General features: G+C 72.3%; 17 protein-coding genes. 13 read left to right on the top strand and 4 right to left on the bottom strand.

Features of this window, described 5'->3' with window-relative positions; all coding sequences use genetic code 11:
* Positions 1–81: 81 nt before the first annotated feature.
* From rfbA to ACLJOK_RS11570, 4 genes are all read left to right on the top strand, one after another.
* Entirely contained in the window at positions 82–972 is an 891-nt protein-coding gene (gene rfbA / locus ACLJOK_RS11585) for a glucose-1-phosphate thymidylyltransferase RfbA (RefSeq protein WP_410818232.1), read from the top strand.
* A complete protein-coding gene (gene rfbC / locus ACLJOK_RS11580; protein ID WP_410818231.1) occupies positions 969–1,592 on the top strand; it encodes a dTDP-4-dehydrorhamnose 3,5-epimerase in 624 nt (207 codons plus the stop codon). The genes rfbA and rfbC overlap by 4 nt, the downstream gene beginning before the upstream one ends.
* A 68-nt stretch (positions 1,593–1,660) precedes the next feature.
* Positions 1,661–3,019, top strand: coding sequence for a Pup--protein ligase (gene pafA, locus ACLJOK_RS11575; RefSeq protein ID WP_238680390.1), 1,359 nt, complete (start codon positions 1,661–1,663; stop codon positions 3,017–3,019).
* 79 nt (positions 3,020–3,098) lie between these two features.
* Complete coding sequence (locus tag ACLJOK_RS11570; RefSeq protein WP_238680391.1) at positions 3,099–3,293, top strand: hypothetical protein; 195 nt, start codon at positions 3,099–3,101, stop codon at positions 3,291–3,293.
* A gap of 38 nt (positions 3,294–3,331) precedes the next feature.
* Here the strand turns inward: ACLJOK_RS11570 and ACLJOK_RS11565 are convergent, their stop codons facing one another.
* Both ACLJOK_RS11565 and ACLJOK_RS11560 read right to left on the bottom strand, forming a co-directional pair.
* Complete coding sequence (locus tag ACLJOK_RS11565; RefSeq protein WP_410818228.1) at positions 3,332–4,417, bottom strand: DUF3866 family protein; 1,086 nt, start codon at positions 4,415–4,417, stop codon at positions 3,332–3,334.
* 49 nt (positions 4,418–4,466) lie between these two features.
* Positions 4,467–5,471, bottom strand: a complete 1,005-nt coding sequence (locus ACLJOK_RS11560) for a cation diffusion facilitator family transporter (RefSeq protein WP_410818226.1) — start codon at positions 5,469–5,471, stop codon at positions 4,467–4,469.
* Between the two features lie 117 nt (positions 5,472–5,588).
* On the opposite strand from ACLJOK_RS11560, the gene ACLJOK_RS11555 reads away from it, so the two are divergent.
* The 6 genes from ACLJOK_RS11555 (at position 5,589) to ACLJOK_RS11530 (ending at position 10,403) form a co-directional block, all read left to right on the top strand.
* Entirely contained in the window at positions 5,589–6,587 is a 999-nt protein-coding gene (locus ACLJOK_RS11555; protein WP_410818225.1) for a helix-turn-helix transcriptional regulator, read from the top strand.
* Positions 6,584–7,639 (top strand): helix-turn-helix transcriptional regulator, encoded by a 1,056-nt coding sequence (locus tag ACLJOK_RS11550; RefSeq protein ID WP_410818223.1) that lies wholly within the window; start codon positions 6,584–6,586, stop codon positions 7,637–7,639. The genes ACLJOK_RS11555 and ACLJOK_RS11550 overlap by 4 nt, the downstream gene beginning before the upstream one ends.
* A 10-nt stretch (positions 7,640–7,649) precedes the next feature.
* A complete protein-coding gene (locus ACLJOK_RS11545) occupies positions 7,650–7,895 on the top strand; it encodes a hypothetical protein (RefSeq protein ID WP_410818222.1) in 246 nt (81 codons plus the stop codon).
* 159 nt (positions 7,896–8,054) lie between these two features.
* Positions 8,055–8,369: a Sec-independent protein translocase subunit TatA gene (tatA, locus tag ACLJOK_RS11540; protein ID WP_355031473.1), complete on the top strand. Its 315-nt coding sequence runs from the start codon at positions 8,055–8,057 to the stop codon at positions 8,367–8,369.
* Positions 8,370–8,387: 18 nt separating this feature from the next.
* Positions 8,388–9,341, top strand: coding sequence for a twin-arginine translocase subunit TatC (gene tatC / locus ACLJOK_RS11535; RefSeq protein ID WP_410818219.1), 954 nt, complete (start codon positions 8,388–8,390; stop codon positions 9,339–9,341).
* Positions 9,342–9,479: 138 nt separating this feature from the next.
* Positions 9,480–10,403 (top strand): diacylglycerol kinase, encoded by a 924-nt coding sequence (locus ACLJOK_RS11530; protein ID WP_410818217.1) that lies wholly within the window; start codon positions 9,480–9,482, stop codon positions 10,401–10,403.
* On the opposite strand, the gene ACLJOK_RS11525 is transcribed toward ACLJOK_RS11530, so the two are convergent.
* On the bottom strand, positions 10,366–11,277 hold the full coding sequence (locus ACLJOK_RS11525; RefSeq protein ID WP_410818216.1) for an EamA family transporter: 912 nt from the start codon (positions 11,275–11,277) through the stop codon (positions 10,366–10,368). The two genes, ACLJOK_RS11530 and ACLJOK_RS11525, sit on opposite strands and share 38 nt — an antisense overlap.
* 119 nt (positions 11,278–11,396) lie before the next feature.
* Here ACLJOK_RS11525 and ACLJOK_RS11520 point away from each other — a divergent pair, with 119 nt between their 5' ends.
* Together ACLJOK_RS11520 and ACLJOK_RS11515 are read left to right on the top strand one after the other, a co-directional pair.
* Positions 11,397–11,693, top strand: coding sequence for a hypothetical protein (locus tag ACLJOK_RS11520; RefSeq protein WP_410818214.1), 297 nt, complete (start codon positions 11,397–11,399; stop codon positions 11,691–11,693).
* Positions 11,690–12,088, top strand: a complete 399-nt coding sequence (locus tag ACLJOK_RS11515; protein WP_410818213.1) for a PIN domain-containing protein — start codon at positions 11,690–11,692, stop codon at positions 12,086–12,088. Before ACLJOK_RS11520 ends, ACLJOK_RS11515 begins: the two co-directional genes overlap by 4 nt.
* 18 nt (positions 12,089–12,106) lie before the next feature.
* On the opposite strand, the gene ACLJOK_RS11510 is transcribed toward ACLJOK_RS11515, so the two are convergent.
* The gene (locus ACLJOK_RS11510; RefSeq protein ID WP_410818212.1) at positions 12,107–12,877 is read right to left on the bottom strand and encodes an HAD family hydrolase; all 771 of its coding nucleotides are present in this window, start codon (positions 12,875–12,877) and stop codon (positions 12,107–12,109) included.
* Positions 12,878–12,963: 86 nt separating this feature from the next.
* Here ACLJOK_RS11510 and ACLJOK_RS11505 point away from each other — a divergent pair, with 86 nt between their 5' ends.
* Positions 12,964–15,765, top strand: coding sequence for a DEAD/DEAH box helicase (locus ACLJOK_RS11505; RefSeq protein WP_410818210.1), 2,802 nt, complete (start codon positions 12,964–12,966; stop codon positions 15,763–15,765).
* The last annotated feature ends 57 nt before the right edge of the window (positions 15,766–15,822 follow it).

The following is a 15,822-nucleotide window of genomic DNA, read 5'->3' as shown; positions in this document are numbered from 1 at the left end:
CCGGAAGTATACGCGACGGGCGACGCGGCGCCGGGTATACAACCCCCGCACAACGTGTCCGGGTGCGGCTAGGCTTCCCCGGTGCGCGGAATCCTACTTGCCGGCGGCACCGGGTCCCGGCTCTGGCCGATCACCCGGGCGGTCTCGAAGCAGCTGATGCCGGTCTTCGACAAGCCGATGATCTATTACCCGCTCTCCACCCTGGTGATGTCCGGGGTCCAGGAGATCCTGGTGATCACGACTCCGGACGACCAGGACCAGTTCCGTCGGCTGCTCGGCGACGGCAGCCAGTTCGGCCTGCGGCTGGAGTACGTCAGCCAGGAGCGCCCGGAGGGCATCGCGCAGGCGTTCATCCTGGGCGCGGACTTCATCGGCACCGAGTCGGTGGCGTTGGTCCTCGGCGACAACATCTTCCACGGCGTGGGTCTGGGTCGGCAGCTCGCCGACCACGGTGACCCGGTCGGCGGGCGGGTCTTCGCCTACCAGGTGGCCAACCCGCAGGAGTACGGCGTGGTCGACTTCGACGCCGATGGTCGGGTGCTCTCGATCGAGGAGAAGCCGGCCCGGCCGAAGTCCCGCTACGCGGTCCCCGGCCTCTATTTCTACGACAACCGGGTGGTCGACATCGCCCGCAAGCTCACCCCGAGCGCCCGCGGCGAGCTGGAGATCACGGCGGTCAACGAGGTGTACCGGGAGACCGGGGAGCTGGCGGTGACGGTGCTGGATCGGGGCACCGCCTGGCTGGACACCGGCACGTTCACCTCGATGATGCAGGCAGCCGAGTTCGTCCGGGTGGTCGAGGAGCGGCAGGGTCTCAAGATCGGTTGCGTCGAGGAGGTCGCCTGGCGGGCGGGCCTGATCGACGATGCGCAGCTGCGCGCGCTCGCCGAGCCGCTGACCAAGAGCGGTTACGGCAACTACCTGCTCGGTCTGCTCAGCGATCAGGCCGGCGCCGACGGGGGTTCCTGGTGAAGATCCGGGAGCTGGGCATCGAGGGCGCCTGGGAGATCAGCCCTCAGCAGCACGGTGACCCGCGCGGCATGTTCATGGAGTGGTACCGCTTCGACAAGCTCGCCGAGGTGGTGGGGCATCCGCTGCGGCTGGCCCAGGCCAACCTGTCGGTCTCCGCGCGGGGCGTGGTGCGCGGCGTCCACTTCGCCGACGTCCCGCCCGGGCAGGCCAAGTACGTCACCTGTGTGCGGGGCGCGGTCCTCGACGTGATCGTGGACCTGCGGGTGGGCTCGCCGACCTTCGGTCGTTGGGAGGGCGTCCGGCTGGACGACACCGACCGCCGGGCGGTCTACCTCAGCGAGGGGCTGGGGCACGGGTTCTGCGCGTTGACCGACGACGCGACGTTGAGCTATCTCTGCTCGGCCACCTATAACCCGACCGGGGAGCACGCGGTGCACCCGCTCGACGAGGAACTGGGCATCGAGTGGCCCGCCGACGTTCCGTTGCTGTCCGCGCGCGACGACGCGGCGCCGACCCTCGCCCAGGCCCGCGAGCGGGGCCTGCTTCCGGAGTACGACAGCTGCCGGCGGTTCGTGGCGAGCCTCGGTCCGGACGGAATGTCGCACTCAACCGGTATGTGACCGCGCTCGGGGCACGACCTGTGGTCTGACAGTGACGAACCGGGCCTCCGGGCGGCTAATGTCACACCATGGAGCGGCGAATCTTCGGCCTCGAGACCGAGTACGGCGTCACCTGCACCTATCGCGGGCAGCGGCGGCTGTCCCCGGACGAGGTCGCGCGGTATCTGTTCCGTCGCGTGGTCTCCTGGGGTCGGTCGAGCAACGTCTTCCTGCGCAATGGGGCCCGGCTCTACCTGGACGTCGGGTCGCATCCGGAGTACGCGACACCGGAGTGCGACTCGGTGACCGATCTCGTCGCCCACGACCGGGCCGGCGAGCGGATCCTGGAGGGCTTGCTCGTCGACGCGGAGAAGCGGCTGCACGACGAGGGCATCGCGGGTGAGATCTACCTGTTCAAGAACAACACCGATTCGGCCGGCAACTCGTACGGCTGCCACGAGAACTATCTGGTCTCCCGGCACGGCGAGTTCGGCCGGCTCGCCGACGTGCTCATCCCGTTCCTGGTCACCCGGCAGTTGATCTGCGGGGCCGGCAAGGTGCTGCAAACCCCGCGCGGCGCGGTCTACTGCCTCTCGCAGCGGGCCGAGCACATCTGGGAGGGCGTCTCCTCGGCGACCACCCGCAGCCGCCCGATCATCAACACCCGCGACGAACCGCACGCCGACGCCGAGCGCTACCGGCGGCTGCACGTGATCGTCGGTGACTCCAACATGAACGAGGTCACCACGCTGCTCAAGGTCGGCACCGCCGACATCGTGCTGCGGATGATCGAGGCCGGGGTGGTGATGCGCGACCTGTCCCTGGAGAACCCGATCCGGGCCATCCGGGAGGTGTCGCACGACATCACCGGACGGCGCAAGGTGCGGCTGGCCAACGGCAAGGAGGTCAGCGCACTGGACATCCAGCAGGAGTACCTCGCCAAGGCCACCGAGTTCGTCGAGCGCCGCGGCGGCGACCAGGCCGCCAAGCGGGTCGTCGAGCTGTGGGGCCGGGTGCTCAACGCGGTGGAGAGCGGCGACCTGGAGCCGGTCTCCCGGGAGATTGACTGGGTCAGCAAGCTGCGGCTGATCGAGCGCTACCAGCGCAAGCACGACCTGCCGCTGTCGCACCCCCGGGTGGCGCAGATGGATCTGGCCTACCACGACGTGCGCCGTGGCCGGGGTCTCTACGGGCTCCTGGAGCGCCGCGGCGACGTCGACCGGGTGACCACCGACCCGGAGATCTTCGAGGCCAAGGAAACCCCGCCGCAGACCACCCGGGCCCGGTTGCGGGGCGAGTTCATCCGGCACGCCCAGGAGAAGCGCCGGGACTTCACCGTCGACTGGGTGCACCTGAAGCTCAACGACCAGGCGCAGCGCACCGTGCTGTGCAAGGACCCGTTCCGGGCGTACGACGAGCGGGTGGAGCGGTTGATCGCCAGCATGTGACCGGTTGCCGGCCCCGGCGGTGCGCTACGCCGACGGGGCCGGTCAGCCCGATGCGCTGAGCGGTTAAGCTGAGCGCGCCATGACGACTTCTGGACCTTCCGACCGCTCCGAGCGCGGCGCCGAGCGGCAGAACTGGATCGAGCGCCGGCGGGAGAAGATCCGCGCCGAGATCGACCGCAACCGGCGCGGTGACTACACGGTGCCGACCTGGGTGCTGGCCCTGGCGCTGGTGCTCATCGTGGGCGGTTGGCTAGCCCTGATCTTCCTGGCCTAACCCACCCCGCCCCCACGTGCCCTACCCCCGCCGGGGGTTTAGGGGATCAGGGTTGCGGCGTGGCGGCCGGCGGCGGCTGCCGCCAGGAAGTACGCGCGGTCGGCGTCGAGGCCACGGCCCATGGTGGACAGCGGCACGGCGCTGGACCGCAGCGCGGCGTCCAGACCGTCGGTGGGAACCACGACGATCCGGTGCCGGGCCGCCAGGGGCGCCAGCGCCGCGTGCACCTCGGTCGCGAGCGACGGCGGCAGGTCCTCGGGCACCACCAGCTCCGCCGGGGCGAGCGCCACCCGGCCGTACGCGGTGAGGCTGTGGTGTGACACGCCCCGGTGTCGGGGGCGCGGGTCGGCGTCGGATATGCGCAACGAGCCGACCGGCTTTCCGCCCAGCGTGGCGATCGCGTTGACGGCCTCGCCGACGGCGACGCCGGAGAAGCCCCACCGGGTGCCGGTGCCGAGGTTGCCCGGCCCCTGCGCCACGATCGCCACGTCCGCTTCGAGTACGTACCGGGCGGCGAGAAGACCGCCGTGCAGGGTGGTGGCCTCCAGATCGCCGCCGAACGCCTGCCCGACGGTGATCGTGCCGGCCAGTTCGGCCCGCAGCCCGGCGAGGGTGCGGGAGAACCAGGCGGGCAGCGCACCACCGTCGGTGAGCAGGTACGCCACCCGCGCCTGCGGGGCGTCGGCCCGGATGCCGGCCAGGATCGCCGGGAGCGCCGAGTGCAGGTCGGCGGTGACCACCGGCAGGCCGCCCAGGTCGTCCGCGTCGGCCAGCACGTCGCGGTGCGGGGACGCCTCCTCGTCGACGCCGAGGAGGATCGGCTGCAACGGCGTGTAGCGGGCCTTGACCAGGTGCCCGGCGTCGCGGGTGTCGGCGACGTCCGGCGGGTCCGGCGGCAGCCGGTCCGGCAGGGCGACCACCAGGGCGTACCCGCCGGTGCCCAACCCCATCAGCAGCGCGCCGGCGTTGAGCAGCACCCGGTCGCCGGGTTCGGGTGTGCCAACCAGCTCCGGGTAGGCCAGCGCCCGCATCCGGGTGCCGTCGGGCAGGTCGACGTCCAGCTCCACCGCCCCGGTCCACTGCCGTCGCAGCGTCGCCACCGTCCCCGTACGCCATCGCACCATGACGGGCACGCTAGCCGCGCGGGCCCGGCGGCCCGCGCCCGGGTGTGCGTCAGGTCGGTTCGGGCCCGCCGGCGTCGGGGCTCGGCCCAGCCTGGGTGTGCCGGGCGTTGCCGGTGGCGCCGGGCATCGAACGGGTCGGGTCGAGGAAGACGAATCGGATCTCCGGGTACCTGTCGGTGAGCCGCAGCTCCGCCTCGTCGGCGGTGGCCTCGATCTGCGCGCCGGTGGCCTCGTCGCGGAAGTCGACCTTCGCGGCGACCAGGATGTCCTGCGGGCCGAGCTGCATGGTCAACAGGGTGTCGATGCGCTCCACCTCGGGCAGCCCGGCCAACTCCTGCTCGATCTCGTGGCGCAGCCGCTCCGGCACGGCCCGGCCGACCAGCAGCGACAGGTTGTTGCCGGCGAGGACCCCGGCGACCGTCAGCAGCAGGAGCCCGATCAGGATCGACGCGACGCCGTCCCACACCTCGTCGCCGGTCGCGTGCGACAGGCCGACGCCGAGCCCGGCCAGCACCAGGCCGATGAGGGCCGCGCTGTCTTCCAGGAAGACCGCCTTGACGGTGGTGTCGGCGGTCAGCCGCAGAAACCGCCGAGGCGTGGTCCGCCAGCGTCGCGACTCGCGGCGGACCTGCCGCACCGCCCGGGCCAGTGAGATCGACTCGATGACGAACGACACCCCGAGCACGATGTACGAGATCAGGTAGTCGCCGCTGTGCTTGTGCACAAGGATCGTGGTGACGCCGTGGGTGACGGCGAAACCGGCGCCGGCGACGAACGTGAACATGGCCGCGAAGAACGCCCAGACGTAGCTTTCCTTGCCGTACCCGAAGGGGTGTCGCTGGTCGGCCGGGCGGGCGCCGCGGCGCAGCGCCTGGAAGAGCAGTACCTCGGTGGTGGTGTCGGCGACCGAGTGCGCCGCCTCGGAGAGCATCGCGGCGGACCCGGAGATCACCCCGGCGATCAGCTTGGCGATCGCGATGGCGAGGTTGGCGGCGCCGGCGACGACGACGGTGCCGACGCTCTCGCTCTCGGGCCTGACGTCCGCTTGCGACATGAGAATCACCCTATGACCGCAGACGGCGACGCGCCGGGGGAGGCCCGATCCGAACAAGTGTGCGGCACGCCCGCGTGGGTGCACGGTCTGGGCGGGTCGGCTGCTAGCGTCTACCGCGTGTCGCGGACCCGCACCGAACGCCTGGTCAACCTGGTGATCTGCCTGCTGTCCACGCGACGGTTCCTGACCGCCGCGCAGATCGCCGCGACCGTGCCCGGTTACGAGCACGATCCGGACGACGCGCGCGACCACGAGGCGTTCCAGCGCAAGTTCGAACGGGACAAGGCCGAGCTGCGCGAGTTGGGTGTGCCACTGGAGACCGGCACGGCGAGCGCCTTCGACGCCGAGCCCGGCTACCGGATCGCCCACCGCGAATACGCGCTGCCCGACATCCTGCTCGAACCGGACGAGGCCGCCGCTGTCGGCATCGCCGCCCGGCTGTGGCAGCACGCCGGGTTGGCCGCCGCCGCGTCGTCGGGGCTGGCCAAGCTGCGCGCCGCCGGGGTGGACGTGGACCCGCAGGCCACCCTCGGCCTGGAGCCGATGGTCACCGTCGACCCGGCGTTCGCGCCGCTGACCGCCGCCGCCCGGGACCGCCGCGAGGTGGGGTTCGACTACCGGGTGCCCGACCGCGACGCGCCCAGCCGGCGCCGGCTGCAACCGTGGGGCGTGGTCTGCTGGCGCGGCCGGTGGTATGTGGTCGGCCACGACCAGGACCGGGAGGCGACCCGCTGCTTCCGGCTGTCCCGGGTCGTCGGCGCGGTCCGGGTGACCGGCGCCCCCGGCGCGTACGAGCCGCCGGCCAACGTCGACCTGATCAGCCACGTCGCCCGCTGGTCGGGTCCGGTGGAGCGCACCGGTCGGGCCACCGTGCTGGCCGCGCCCGGGCGGGCCGCCGGGCTGCGCCGCTGGGCGCTGGAGGTGACCGCCGGGCCGGACGGCGACCGGCTGGTCCTGCCGTACGCGGACCCGGACGGGCTGGCCGGTCATCTGGTCGGCTACGGCCCGGACGTGCGGGTCCTCGACCCACCGGAGGTCCGCGAGGCGGTCATCCAACGACTCAAGGAGATCGCCGTGCGTCACGACGAGCTGGCCGTCAGCGGGGGCGCCCGGTGACCCGCCCGGCCGCCCGCAACGGTTCCCGCGCGTCCGCCGACCGGTTGGCCCGACTGCTCAACCTGGTGCCCTACCTGCTGGCCCGGCCCGGCATCGAGATCGCCGAGGCGGCCGGTGACCTGGGCGTTACCGAGCGCCAGCTCCGGGAGGACCTGGAGCTGCTCTGGGTGTGCGGGCTCCCCGGGTACGGCCCCGGTGACCTGATCGACATGGCGTTCGACGGTGACCGGGTGACCATCACCTACGACGCCGGCATCGACCGGCCGTTGCGGCTGACCCCCGACGAGGCCCTGGCACTGGTGGTGGCCCTGCGGATGCTGGCCGAGACGCCCGGGGTGGCCAACCGGGAGGCCGTCGAACGCGCCCTCGCCAAGATCGAGGCCGCGGGCGACCTGGTGGGCGCGCCGGTCGCGGTCCGGTTGCCCGGAGATACCCCGCGGGCCGAGGCGCTGCGTGCCGCCGTGGAAGGCGGCAAGGCTCTGCGGATCACCTACTACACGGCTGCCCGGGACGAGACCACCGAGCGCGTCATCGACCCGCTGCGGATGCTGATGGTCGGCGGCCGGGCGTACGTGGAGGCGTGGTGTCGGCGTGCGGAGGCCGTCCGGCTGTTCCGCGCCGACCGGATCGACGCGGTCACCGAGTTGGACGAGCCGGCCACGGTGCCGCCGCAGGCCGTCCCGCACGACCTCACCGAGGGGGTGTTCCGCCCCTCGGCCGACCTGCCGCTGATCACCCTGCGCATCGGTCGGGGCGAGCGCTGGATCACCGAGTACTACCCGTGCGAGCGGGTGGAGGCCGGCGACGGTGACCAGTGGCTCGTCTCCCTACGAGTCACCGACCTGGGGTGGGCCCGCCGGTTCGTGCTGGGCCTCGGCCCGGAGGTGGCTGTGGTCGCCCCGGTCGAGTTGGCCGAGCAGGTGCGGGCGACTGCGGCCGCCGCGCTGGACGCGTACGCCGTTCCCGCGCCCACGGCCGTGCCCCGGCCGCCCGAGGTCGACCGGGAGCGCGCGCCGTCGGGTGACCCGGCGGTGGCTGGCCGCACCCAGTAGGCTGACCGCCGTGCTGATCTGGATCGTGCTCGCGGTGGTGCTGCTACCCCTCGTGGCGCTCGCGTTGGCCGTGCGCCCGGTGCTGGCCCGGCTGCCCCGACTACAACGGGCCGCCGTGGCGTTGCAGCGGCGGGCCGCCGAGGCCGAGGCGCTGCGGGAAACCGCCGAGGCGCTGCAACAGCGTGCCGAGGAAATCCAGCGGCGGCTCGACACCGCATCCCAGCGACTCGCGGTGATCAAGGCCAAGCGCGGCTGACCGAGTACGCACCCGGCGGTGGTTGACGGATCATCGCGGGTTGGTCAAGACTTCACCCTCCTGCCCAGACCACCACCACCCGGCGGGTGGCGGGCAGCCGATCCGCACGTACGATGGGCTGCGTACCACCCCCCGGACACAGAGCGACTGGAGCTTCTCATGGGTGCCCTCAAGCCGTGGCACATCGCTGTTCTCGTGGTTGTGCTGATCCTGCTCTTCGGTGCGAAGCGGCTCCCCGACGCGGCCCGTTCGCTGGGTCGGTCGCTGCGGATCATCAAGGCCGAGACCAAGAGCCTGCAGGACGACGACCGCGACCTCGCCGAGAAGGCCGACGCGCAGGCCGGCTACCAGCCGCTGCCGCCGCACGCCGGGCAGCAGGCGCCGTACGCTGGCCAGCCGCAGCAGGCCCCGTACCAGCAGGCGCCGACGCAGCAGCCGGTCGTCGACCCGGTGCACCGCGTCCGCGACAACTGACCGAAGGGCCCCACCACAGTGGCCTTCGCACTGCGTAAACGCGCCCCAAAGGCGTTCGAGCGGGCCGCCGACGGCTCGATGACGCTCATCGAGCACGTCCGCGAACTGCGCAACCGCCTGTTCCGCGCGTCGCTGGCGATCATGATCGGCTTCGGCGTCGGCATCTGGCTGGCGACGCCGGTCCGGATCCTGTTGTCGAAGCCGTACTGCGACCTCCCGGCCTCGATCGATCCGGTCTCGGGCAAGTGCAAGTTCGTCCAGCTCGGTGTCGCGGACGTCTTCCTGCTGAACCTGAAGATCGGTCTCTGGGTGGGCCTGGTCATCGCGGCGCCCATCTGGCTCTATCAGCTGTGGGCGTTCATCGCGCCGGGTCTGCACCGGCACGAGCGGCGCTACGCGTACATCTTCACCGCTCTGGCCGCGCCGCTGTTCGCGGCCGGCGCGGTGCTGGCCTTCTTCGTCACCACCAAGGGCCTCGAGTTCCTGCTGAACGTGTCCGGCGATGACATCTCGACGAATCTGGAAGTCACGCGGTACATCTCGTTCGTCACCAACCTGATCCTGCTGTTCGGGGTGGCGTTCGAGTTCCCGCTGATCGTGCTGATGCTCAACTTCGTCGGCCTGGCCAGCGCGAAACGGCTCCTCAGCTGGTGGCGGGTGGCGATCTTCGTGTTCTTCGCCTTCTCCGCAGTGGTCACTCCCACCCCTGATCCGTTCGGGATGACCGCGTTGGCGCTCTGCCTGTCCGCGCTCTACTTCGCCGCGGTCGGCGTCGCGTTCATCAACGATCGGCGGCGTGGGCGGGGCAAGGAGGTCTACGCCGGCATCGACGACGACGAGGTGTCGCCGTTGGAGTTCGACGCGGATCCGGTCGTGGCCGGGCAGCGGGTCGACTCGACCGCTCCGATCGGGGTACCCGAACCGGTTGCCCCACCGGCGCCGATCGAACGCCGCTACGACGACATGACCTGACGGCCCCGCGCCGACCGGTCCACCGACGCCGTCCCCGTTTCCCGGGGGCGGCGTCGTCGCGTCACCTCACGCGCGCCGGCAGCGGAACTGATGGTGACGGCACCTGCCCCTGCGAACGGCGGGTGTCCGACCGGTACGGTGCTGCCCGTGACCGCAGACGATCACCTGCCCGGCCCGGTCGCCGTGCTCGCCAACCCGACCGCCGGTCGCGGACGGCACCGGGCGCTACTGCCCCGGCTGCTGGACGGCTTGGCCGCCGCCGGGCGGCCGATCCGGTTGCTGCCGGCGTCCAGCCCCGCCGAGGCGGAGGCGGCGTGCCGGGCCGCCATCGCCGAGGGCGCTGGCGCGTTGGTGGCGGTCGGTGGGGACGGCACCGTGCACCGGGCGTTGCAGGCGGTCGCCGGGACCGCCGTGCCGTTCGGCCCGATCCCGGCCGGCACCGGCAACGACTTCGCCCTGGACACCGGCTTCCCGGCCGACCCCCTCGCGGCGGCGGCGGTGATCGCCGAGGCGCTGCGCGTCGGCCGCAGCCAACCGGTCGACCTGGCCCGGATGGTCGGGTTCGACGGCGTCGAGCGCTGGTACGGGGCGGTCCTCGCGGCCGGGTTCGACGCGATCGTCAACGAGCGGGCCAACCGGATGCGCTGGCCACGCGGCCCGCGCCGGTACGACCTGGCGATCCTGGTCGAGCTGGCCCGGCTGCGCCCACGCCGCTACACGCTGCGCCTCGACGGGGTGTCGCACGACCTGGACGCGGTGCTGGTGGCGGTGGGCAACTGCCCCACGTACGGCGGTGGGATGCGGATCTGCCCCGACGCGGACCCGACCGACGGACTGCTCGACGTGGTGGTGGCGGGTCGGGTCAACCGGCGGACGCTGGTTCGGGTGAAGCCGCGCATCTACCAGGGCACCCACGTCAGCCACCCGCTGGTGCAAAGCTTCCGGGCCCGCACGGTGGAGTTGGCCGCCGAGGGCATCACCTCGTACGCCGACGGGGAACGTTCCCTGAAGCTGCCGGTGACGATCAGCGCGGTTCCAGGCGCCCTGCGGCTGCTGCGTTGACCCGTACCGCGCCGATGCTCGCGGCGATGACCAGCACGATGGCGGCGCATTCCAGCACTGTCAGCGCCTGCCGCAGCACCAGCCACCCGGCGAGCGTGGCGACGGCTGGGCCGAGGCTCATCAGCACCGCGAAGGTGGCGGTGGGCATCCGCCGTAGCGCCAGCAGTTCCAGGGTGTAGGGCAGCCCGGAGGCGAGCACCGCGAGGGCGGTGCCGAGTGCCAGCACCGGCGGGTCGAGCAGCGCCGCGCCGCCGTCGATGATGCCCAGCGGCAGGGTGACCAGCGCGGCGAGGGTCAGCGCCAGGGCCAGCCCGTCCGCGCCGGGGAAGCGGTCGCCGACCCGGGCGCTCAGCACGATGTACGCGGCCCACATGGCGCCCGCGCCGAACGCGAACGCCACGCCGACCGGGTTCAGCCGGTCGAAGCCGCCCTGCCCGAGCAGCGCCACCCCGGCCAGCGCGAGCCCCGCCCAGCCCCAACTGGCCAGTCGGCGGGCGGAGAACACCGACAGCGCCAACGGGCCGAGCACCTCGAGCGTCACCGCCGGGCCCAGCGGGATGCGTTCGATGGCCTGGTAGAACAGCGAGTTCATGCCGGCCAGCGCCAGCCCGAACGCTCCGGCCGCGAGCCAGGCCGACCGGTCGTGTCCGCGCAGTCGGGGCCGGCAGACGATGAGCAGCAGCACCGCCGCGATGGTCAGCCGCAGGGTCACCGCGCCGGCCACCCCGGTACGTGGGAAGAGCAACGCGGCGACGGCGGCGCCGAACTGCACCGACAGGGCCCCACCGAGCACCAGCCCCACCGCGACGACGCCACCGCGCCGGGCCGGTCGTGTCTCGCCCGACAGTGGCGTGGGCAGCAGGGTGTCCGTCACGGGCACGACGGTAGGCGCTCAGCTCCGGCTACCTGGCGGCGGTATCCACCTGCCGACACGGCCGTAAGTGTTCGCCAACGTGGTGCTACCGGCGTACGGTCCCTGGTATGACCAGCGCGATGCGGAAGCTATCGATCTCCGTGCCAACCGACGTGGCTGAGCGTCTGGAGCGCGAGTCCAACGCCAGCGCCTACATCACCCAGGCTGTCCGTGACCGGATGCGGCTGGACGCCCTGGACGCGGAGCTGGCTCACCAGGGCATCCCGATCACCGAGCAGGGCGTGGCCGAGTCGCGCGCCCGCCGGGCTGCCGTGGAGGCCGACTGGTCGCCGGAGCGCCGCAACGCCCTTCGCGAGCGGGCCCGCCAGCACGCGCTGGACGCCGCCGCCGGCACGCTCGAACAACCGGCGGCGTGAGCCCCGAGGACGACCGCCCGGTCCGGCTCGTGCTGGACCGGTCGGCGCTGCTGGCGTACCTGGCGGGGTCGGTGCATGTCGGGGAGCCGCTGCACGAGGTCATCCAGGATCGCAACAGGTTTGGCGTCACCGCCGTGACCGCGGCGGAGGCGCTGGCCATCGTCAGCGACCCGAAGGAACGGGCGACATTGCACCGGCTGTTGGGCCTGGACGCCTGCGAGGTGCTCTCGACCGAAGGGCACTCCTGGCACGAACTCAGCTTCTGGCGGACGGTGACGGGACGTGCCGATCTGGCCAGCACAGCGCTGGCCGTCCTCGAACACGACGCCTCGATCCTCACCGCGGAGGACCGGTACGGCGACGGTGAGCTGCCGGTGATTCACATCCCCGACTGACGGCACCCCAACCGTCGGTCAGCCTGGCAGGGCGAGGTCGAGCACCGCGCCCAGCCCGTTTTCCCGGCCCGGGTCGGCTGCCGGGAGCACCAGCACCGGGCAGCCGGCGGCCACCGCGCCCGCGTCCGCCGGGGTGTCACCGACCATCAGGGTCTGCTCCGGGTCGACGCCGAGCATGCCGCAGGCACGCCAGAAGATCGCCGGGTCGGGTTTGCAGCGCCCCACCTCGTACGAGAGCACGAACGCGCCGACCAGGTCGGTCAGCCCCCAGGTGTCGAAGTGTGGCCGCAGGTCGAAGCCGATGTTGCTGACCACCGCCACCGGCACCCCGGCGTCGCGCAGCGCGGTGAGAGTGGGGGCGGTGTCGGCGTACGGCAGCCAGCCCTCGGCGGTCAGCAGCCGCTCGTAGAGCGCGTCGGCGAAGCCCTCGATGCCGGCATCGACGGTCTCGGCCAGCCCGGTGTACGCGCCCCGGTGGGCGTGTTCGTAGAGGTCCCGGTCGGCCCACAGTTCGGCGAGTCGGGGCGGCACCCGCGCCGGCAGTGGCCCGCCGGCGCGGCCGGCGGTCAGCAGTCGGTCGGCCAGCGAGGTGGCGCGGACCCGGTCCAGGGTCACGCCGCACGTCGCCGCGGCCTCCAGCACCCACCGCTGGGGGTCCTCCACCTGTGCCAGGGTGCCGTGGAAGTCGAAGAGCACCGCCTTGACAGGGCGTCGGGACGCCCGGCGGGCGGCGGGCGCCTCGGCGGTGCCCGGCGGACTGGTCTGGGGCGGTTCGGCATGGTCCGGCACGCCGTGCACCCTACCGACCGCCCCCGACCGCGCCTCCGGACGGCCTTGTGGGGTGACATGACTCGGCACGCACTAATCTTGGTGCCATGTCGAGCCCCGCCGAGCGGTACGCAGCGGCGCGCCGCAAGGCCGCACAAGCCGCACAGTTTCCGGCGCTGGACGAGTTCGCCCTGGAGTTGGGGTTCGACCTCGACGACTTCCAGCGGGAGGCGTGTCAGTCGCTGGAGCGGGGCAGTGGTGTGCTGGTCTGCGCTCCCACCGGCGCCGGTAAGACGGTGGTCGGGGAGTTCGCCGTCCACCTGGCGCTGCGGGGGCGGCCCGACGACCCGGTGCCCGCCGTCGACGCGACGACCCCGCCGACTCGGCGCAAGTGCTTCTACACCACGCCGATCAAGGCGTTGTCCAACCAGAAGTACCACGATCTGGTCGCCCGGTACGGCGCCGAGCAGGTCGGCCTGCTGACCGGCGACAACGCGATCAACGGCGACGCGCCGGTGGTGGTGATGACCACCGAGGTGCTGCGCAACATGCTCTACGCGGGCTCCAGCACCCTCCAGGGCCTCGCGTACGTGGTGATGGACGAGGTGCACTACCTGGCCGACCGGTTCCGCGGTGGGGTGTGGGAAGAGGTGATCATTCACCTGCCCGCCTCGGTCACCCTGATCTCGTTGTCGGCGACCGTCTCCAACGCCGAGGAGTTCGCCGACTGGCTGGTCACCGTACGAGGCGAGACCGCAGTGGTGGTCAGCGAGCACCGGCCGGTGCCGTTGTGGCAGCACATGCTGGTCGGCAAGCGGATGTTCGACCTGTTCCACGACGCCGACGCCGCCCGCAAGCACGACGTGCACCCGGAGTTGCTGCGCTACACCCGGGAGACCGCGCGGCGGCTGGAGTTGGGCGAGGGGCGCAGCGCGGGGCCCGGTGCCGGCCGGCGTGGCCCGCGCTGGCGGGGTCCGTTGCGCCCGGACATCGTCGACCGGCTGGACCGGGAGGGTCTGCTGCCGGCGATCCTGTTCATCTTCAGCCGGGCCGGTTGCGCCGCCGCGGTGCAGCAGTGTCTCGCCGCCGGGCTGCGGCTCACCTCAGCGGAGGAGCGGGCCGAGATCCGCCGGGTCGTCGAGTCCCGGGTCACCGCCATCCCCGGCGAGGACCTGTCGGTCCTGGGCTACTGGGAGTGGCTGGACGGCCTGGAACGCGGCCTGGCCTCCCACCACGCCGGCATGCTGCCGGTGTTCAAGGAGATCGTCGAGGAACTGTTCGTCCGGGGCCTGGTCAAGGCGGTCTTCGCCACCGAGACGCTGGCGTTGGGCATCAACATGCCGGCCCGGTGCGTGGTGCTGGAACGGCTGGTCAAGTACAACGGCGAGGCGCACGTCGACCTGACCCCGGGGGAGTACACCCAGCTCACCGGGCGCGCCGGCCGCCGAGGCATCGACGTGGAGGGGCACGCCGTCGTGGTGTGGTCCCCGGAGACCGATCCCCGGCACGTGGCCGGGCTCGCGTCCACCCGCACCTACCCGCTGCGCTCCAGCTTCCGGCCGTCGTACAACATGGCGGTGAACCTGGTCGGCACTGTCGGCGTGGAGCCGGCCCGGGCCCTGCTGGAGTCCTCGTTCGCCCAGTTCCAGGCGGACCGGTCGGTGGTCGGCCTGGCCCGGCAGGTGCAGCGCAACACCGAGACCATCGAGGCGTACGGCGCGGAGGCCGCCTGCCACCACGGCGACTTCGACGAGTACTTCGCACTGCGGGTGGCGATCGCCGACCGGGAGAAGGCGATCGCCCGGCAGGGGCAGACCCAGCGCAAGGCGGCCGCGGTGGCCTCGTTGGAGCGGCTGCGGGTGGGCGACGTGATCCGGGTGCCGTCGGGCCGGCGGGCCGGGCTGGCCGTGGTGCTGGACCCGGCGACCGGCGGGTTCGGTGAGCCCCGGCCACTGGTGCTCACCCAGGACCGTTGGGCCGGGCGGGTCAGCCCCGGCGACTTCACCACTCCGGCCGAGGTGTTGGCCCGCATCCGGGTGCCCAAGCACTTCAACCACCGGTCCCCGGGCGCGCGGCGGGATCTAGCCGCCGAGGTCAGCGGCACCGGCCTGGACCGGCACGGTGGCCGACGTGGGGGCCGTTCCCGGCAGGTGACCGGCGAGGACCACCGGATCACCCAGCTCCGCACCGAGCTTCGCCACCACCCCTGCCACGTCTGCCCCGAGCGGGAGGACCACGCCCGCTGGGCGGAGCGGCGTCGGCGGCTGGAGCGCGACACCGAGGAGCTGCGCGAGCGCGTCAGTGGTCGTACGGGATCCCTCGCGCGGACGTTCGACCGGATCGTGGCGCTGTTGACCGAGCGTGGCTACCTCGCCCCCGACGGCGCGGTCACCGACGCCGGTCGGATGCTGGGCCGGATCTGGACCGAGGCGGACCTGCTGGTCGCCGAGTGCCTGCGCCGGGGGGTGTGGAACGGGTTGTCCCCGGCCGAGTTGGCCGCCGCGGTGTCCGTGGTGGTGTTCGAGGCGCGCCGCGATGTCGACGAGCGGGCGTCGCTGCCGCGCGGGCCGGTGGCCGACGCGGTGGACGAGACGCTGAAGCTGTGGGGGGAGATCGAGGCCGACGAGGCGGCGCGGGGGCTGACCGCGACCCGGGAGCCGGATCTCGGTTTCGCCTGGCCCGTTTACCGGTGGGCCCGGGGCGAGGCGCTGGCCAAGGTGCTCGGCAGCGGGCACGAGATCGATGGTGAGATGCCCGCTGGTGACTTCGTCCGGTGGGCCCGACAGGTCGTCGACCTGCTGGGTCAGATTGCCGACTCCGGCGGTGCCACAACGGAGCTGCGGTCCACCGCTCGACAGGCTATAGCGGCCGTCAATCGGGGCGTTCTCGCATACCACACGTCAGCCTGATAATCACGCTCAGTCATTATCGTCGTCGAATCGACGCAGCGGACGGTCACCGCAACC

Origin of the sequence: Micromonospora sp. 050-3 (assembly GCF_046549335.1) — a bacterium.
Taxonomy (GTDB): domain Bacteria; phylum Actinomycetota; class Actinomycetes; order Mycobacteriales; family Micromonosporaceae; genus Micromonospora; species Micromonospora trifolii.
Note: the sequence above shows the minus strand (reverse complement) of the source record. Positions and strands in the feature narration are given on the sequence as shown.

Bases quoted from the DNA above. Each gene is read 5' to 3' on its own strand.
- ACLJOK_RS11520 (WP_410818214.1), top strand. From the start codon at position 11,397: ATGCGGAAGCTATCGATCTCCGTGCCAACCGACGTGGCTGAGCGTCTG.
- ACLJOK_RS11565 (WP_410818228.1), bottom strand. From the start codon at position 4,417: ATGGTGCGATGGCGTACGGGGACGGTGGCGACGCTGCGACGGCAGTGG.
- pafA (WP_238680390.1), top strand. From the start codon at position 1,661: ATGGAGCGGCGAATCTTCGGCCTCGAGACCGAGTACGGCGTCACCTGC.
- ACLJOK_RS11560 (WP_410818226.1), bottom strand. From the start codon at position 5,471: ATGTCGCAAGCGGACGTCAGGCCCGAGAGCGAGAGCGTCGGCACCGTC.
- tatA (WP_355031473.1), top strand. From the start codon at position 8,055: ATGGGTGCCCTCAAGCCGTGGCACATCGCTGTTCTCGTGGTTGTGCTG.
- ACLJOK_RS11505 (WP_410818210.1), top strand. From the start codon at position 12,964: ATGTCGAGCCCCGCCGAGCGGTACGCAGCGGCGCGCCGCAAGGCCGCA.
- ACLJOK_RS11570 (WP_238680391.1), top strand. From the start codon at position 3,099: ATGACGACTTCTGGACCTTCCGACCGCTCCGAGCGCGGCGCCGAGCGG.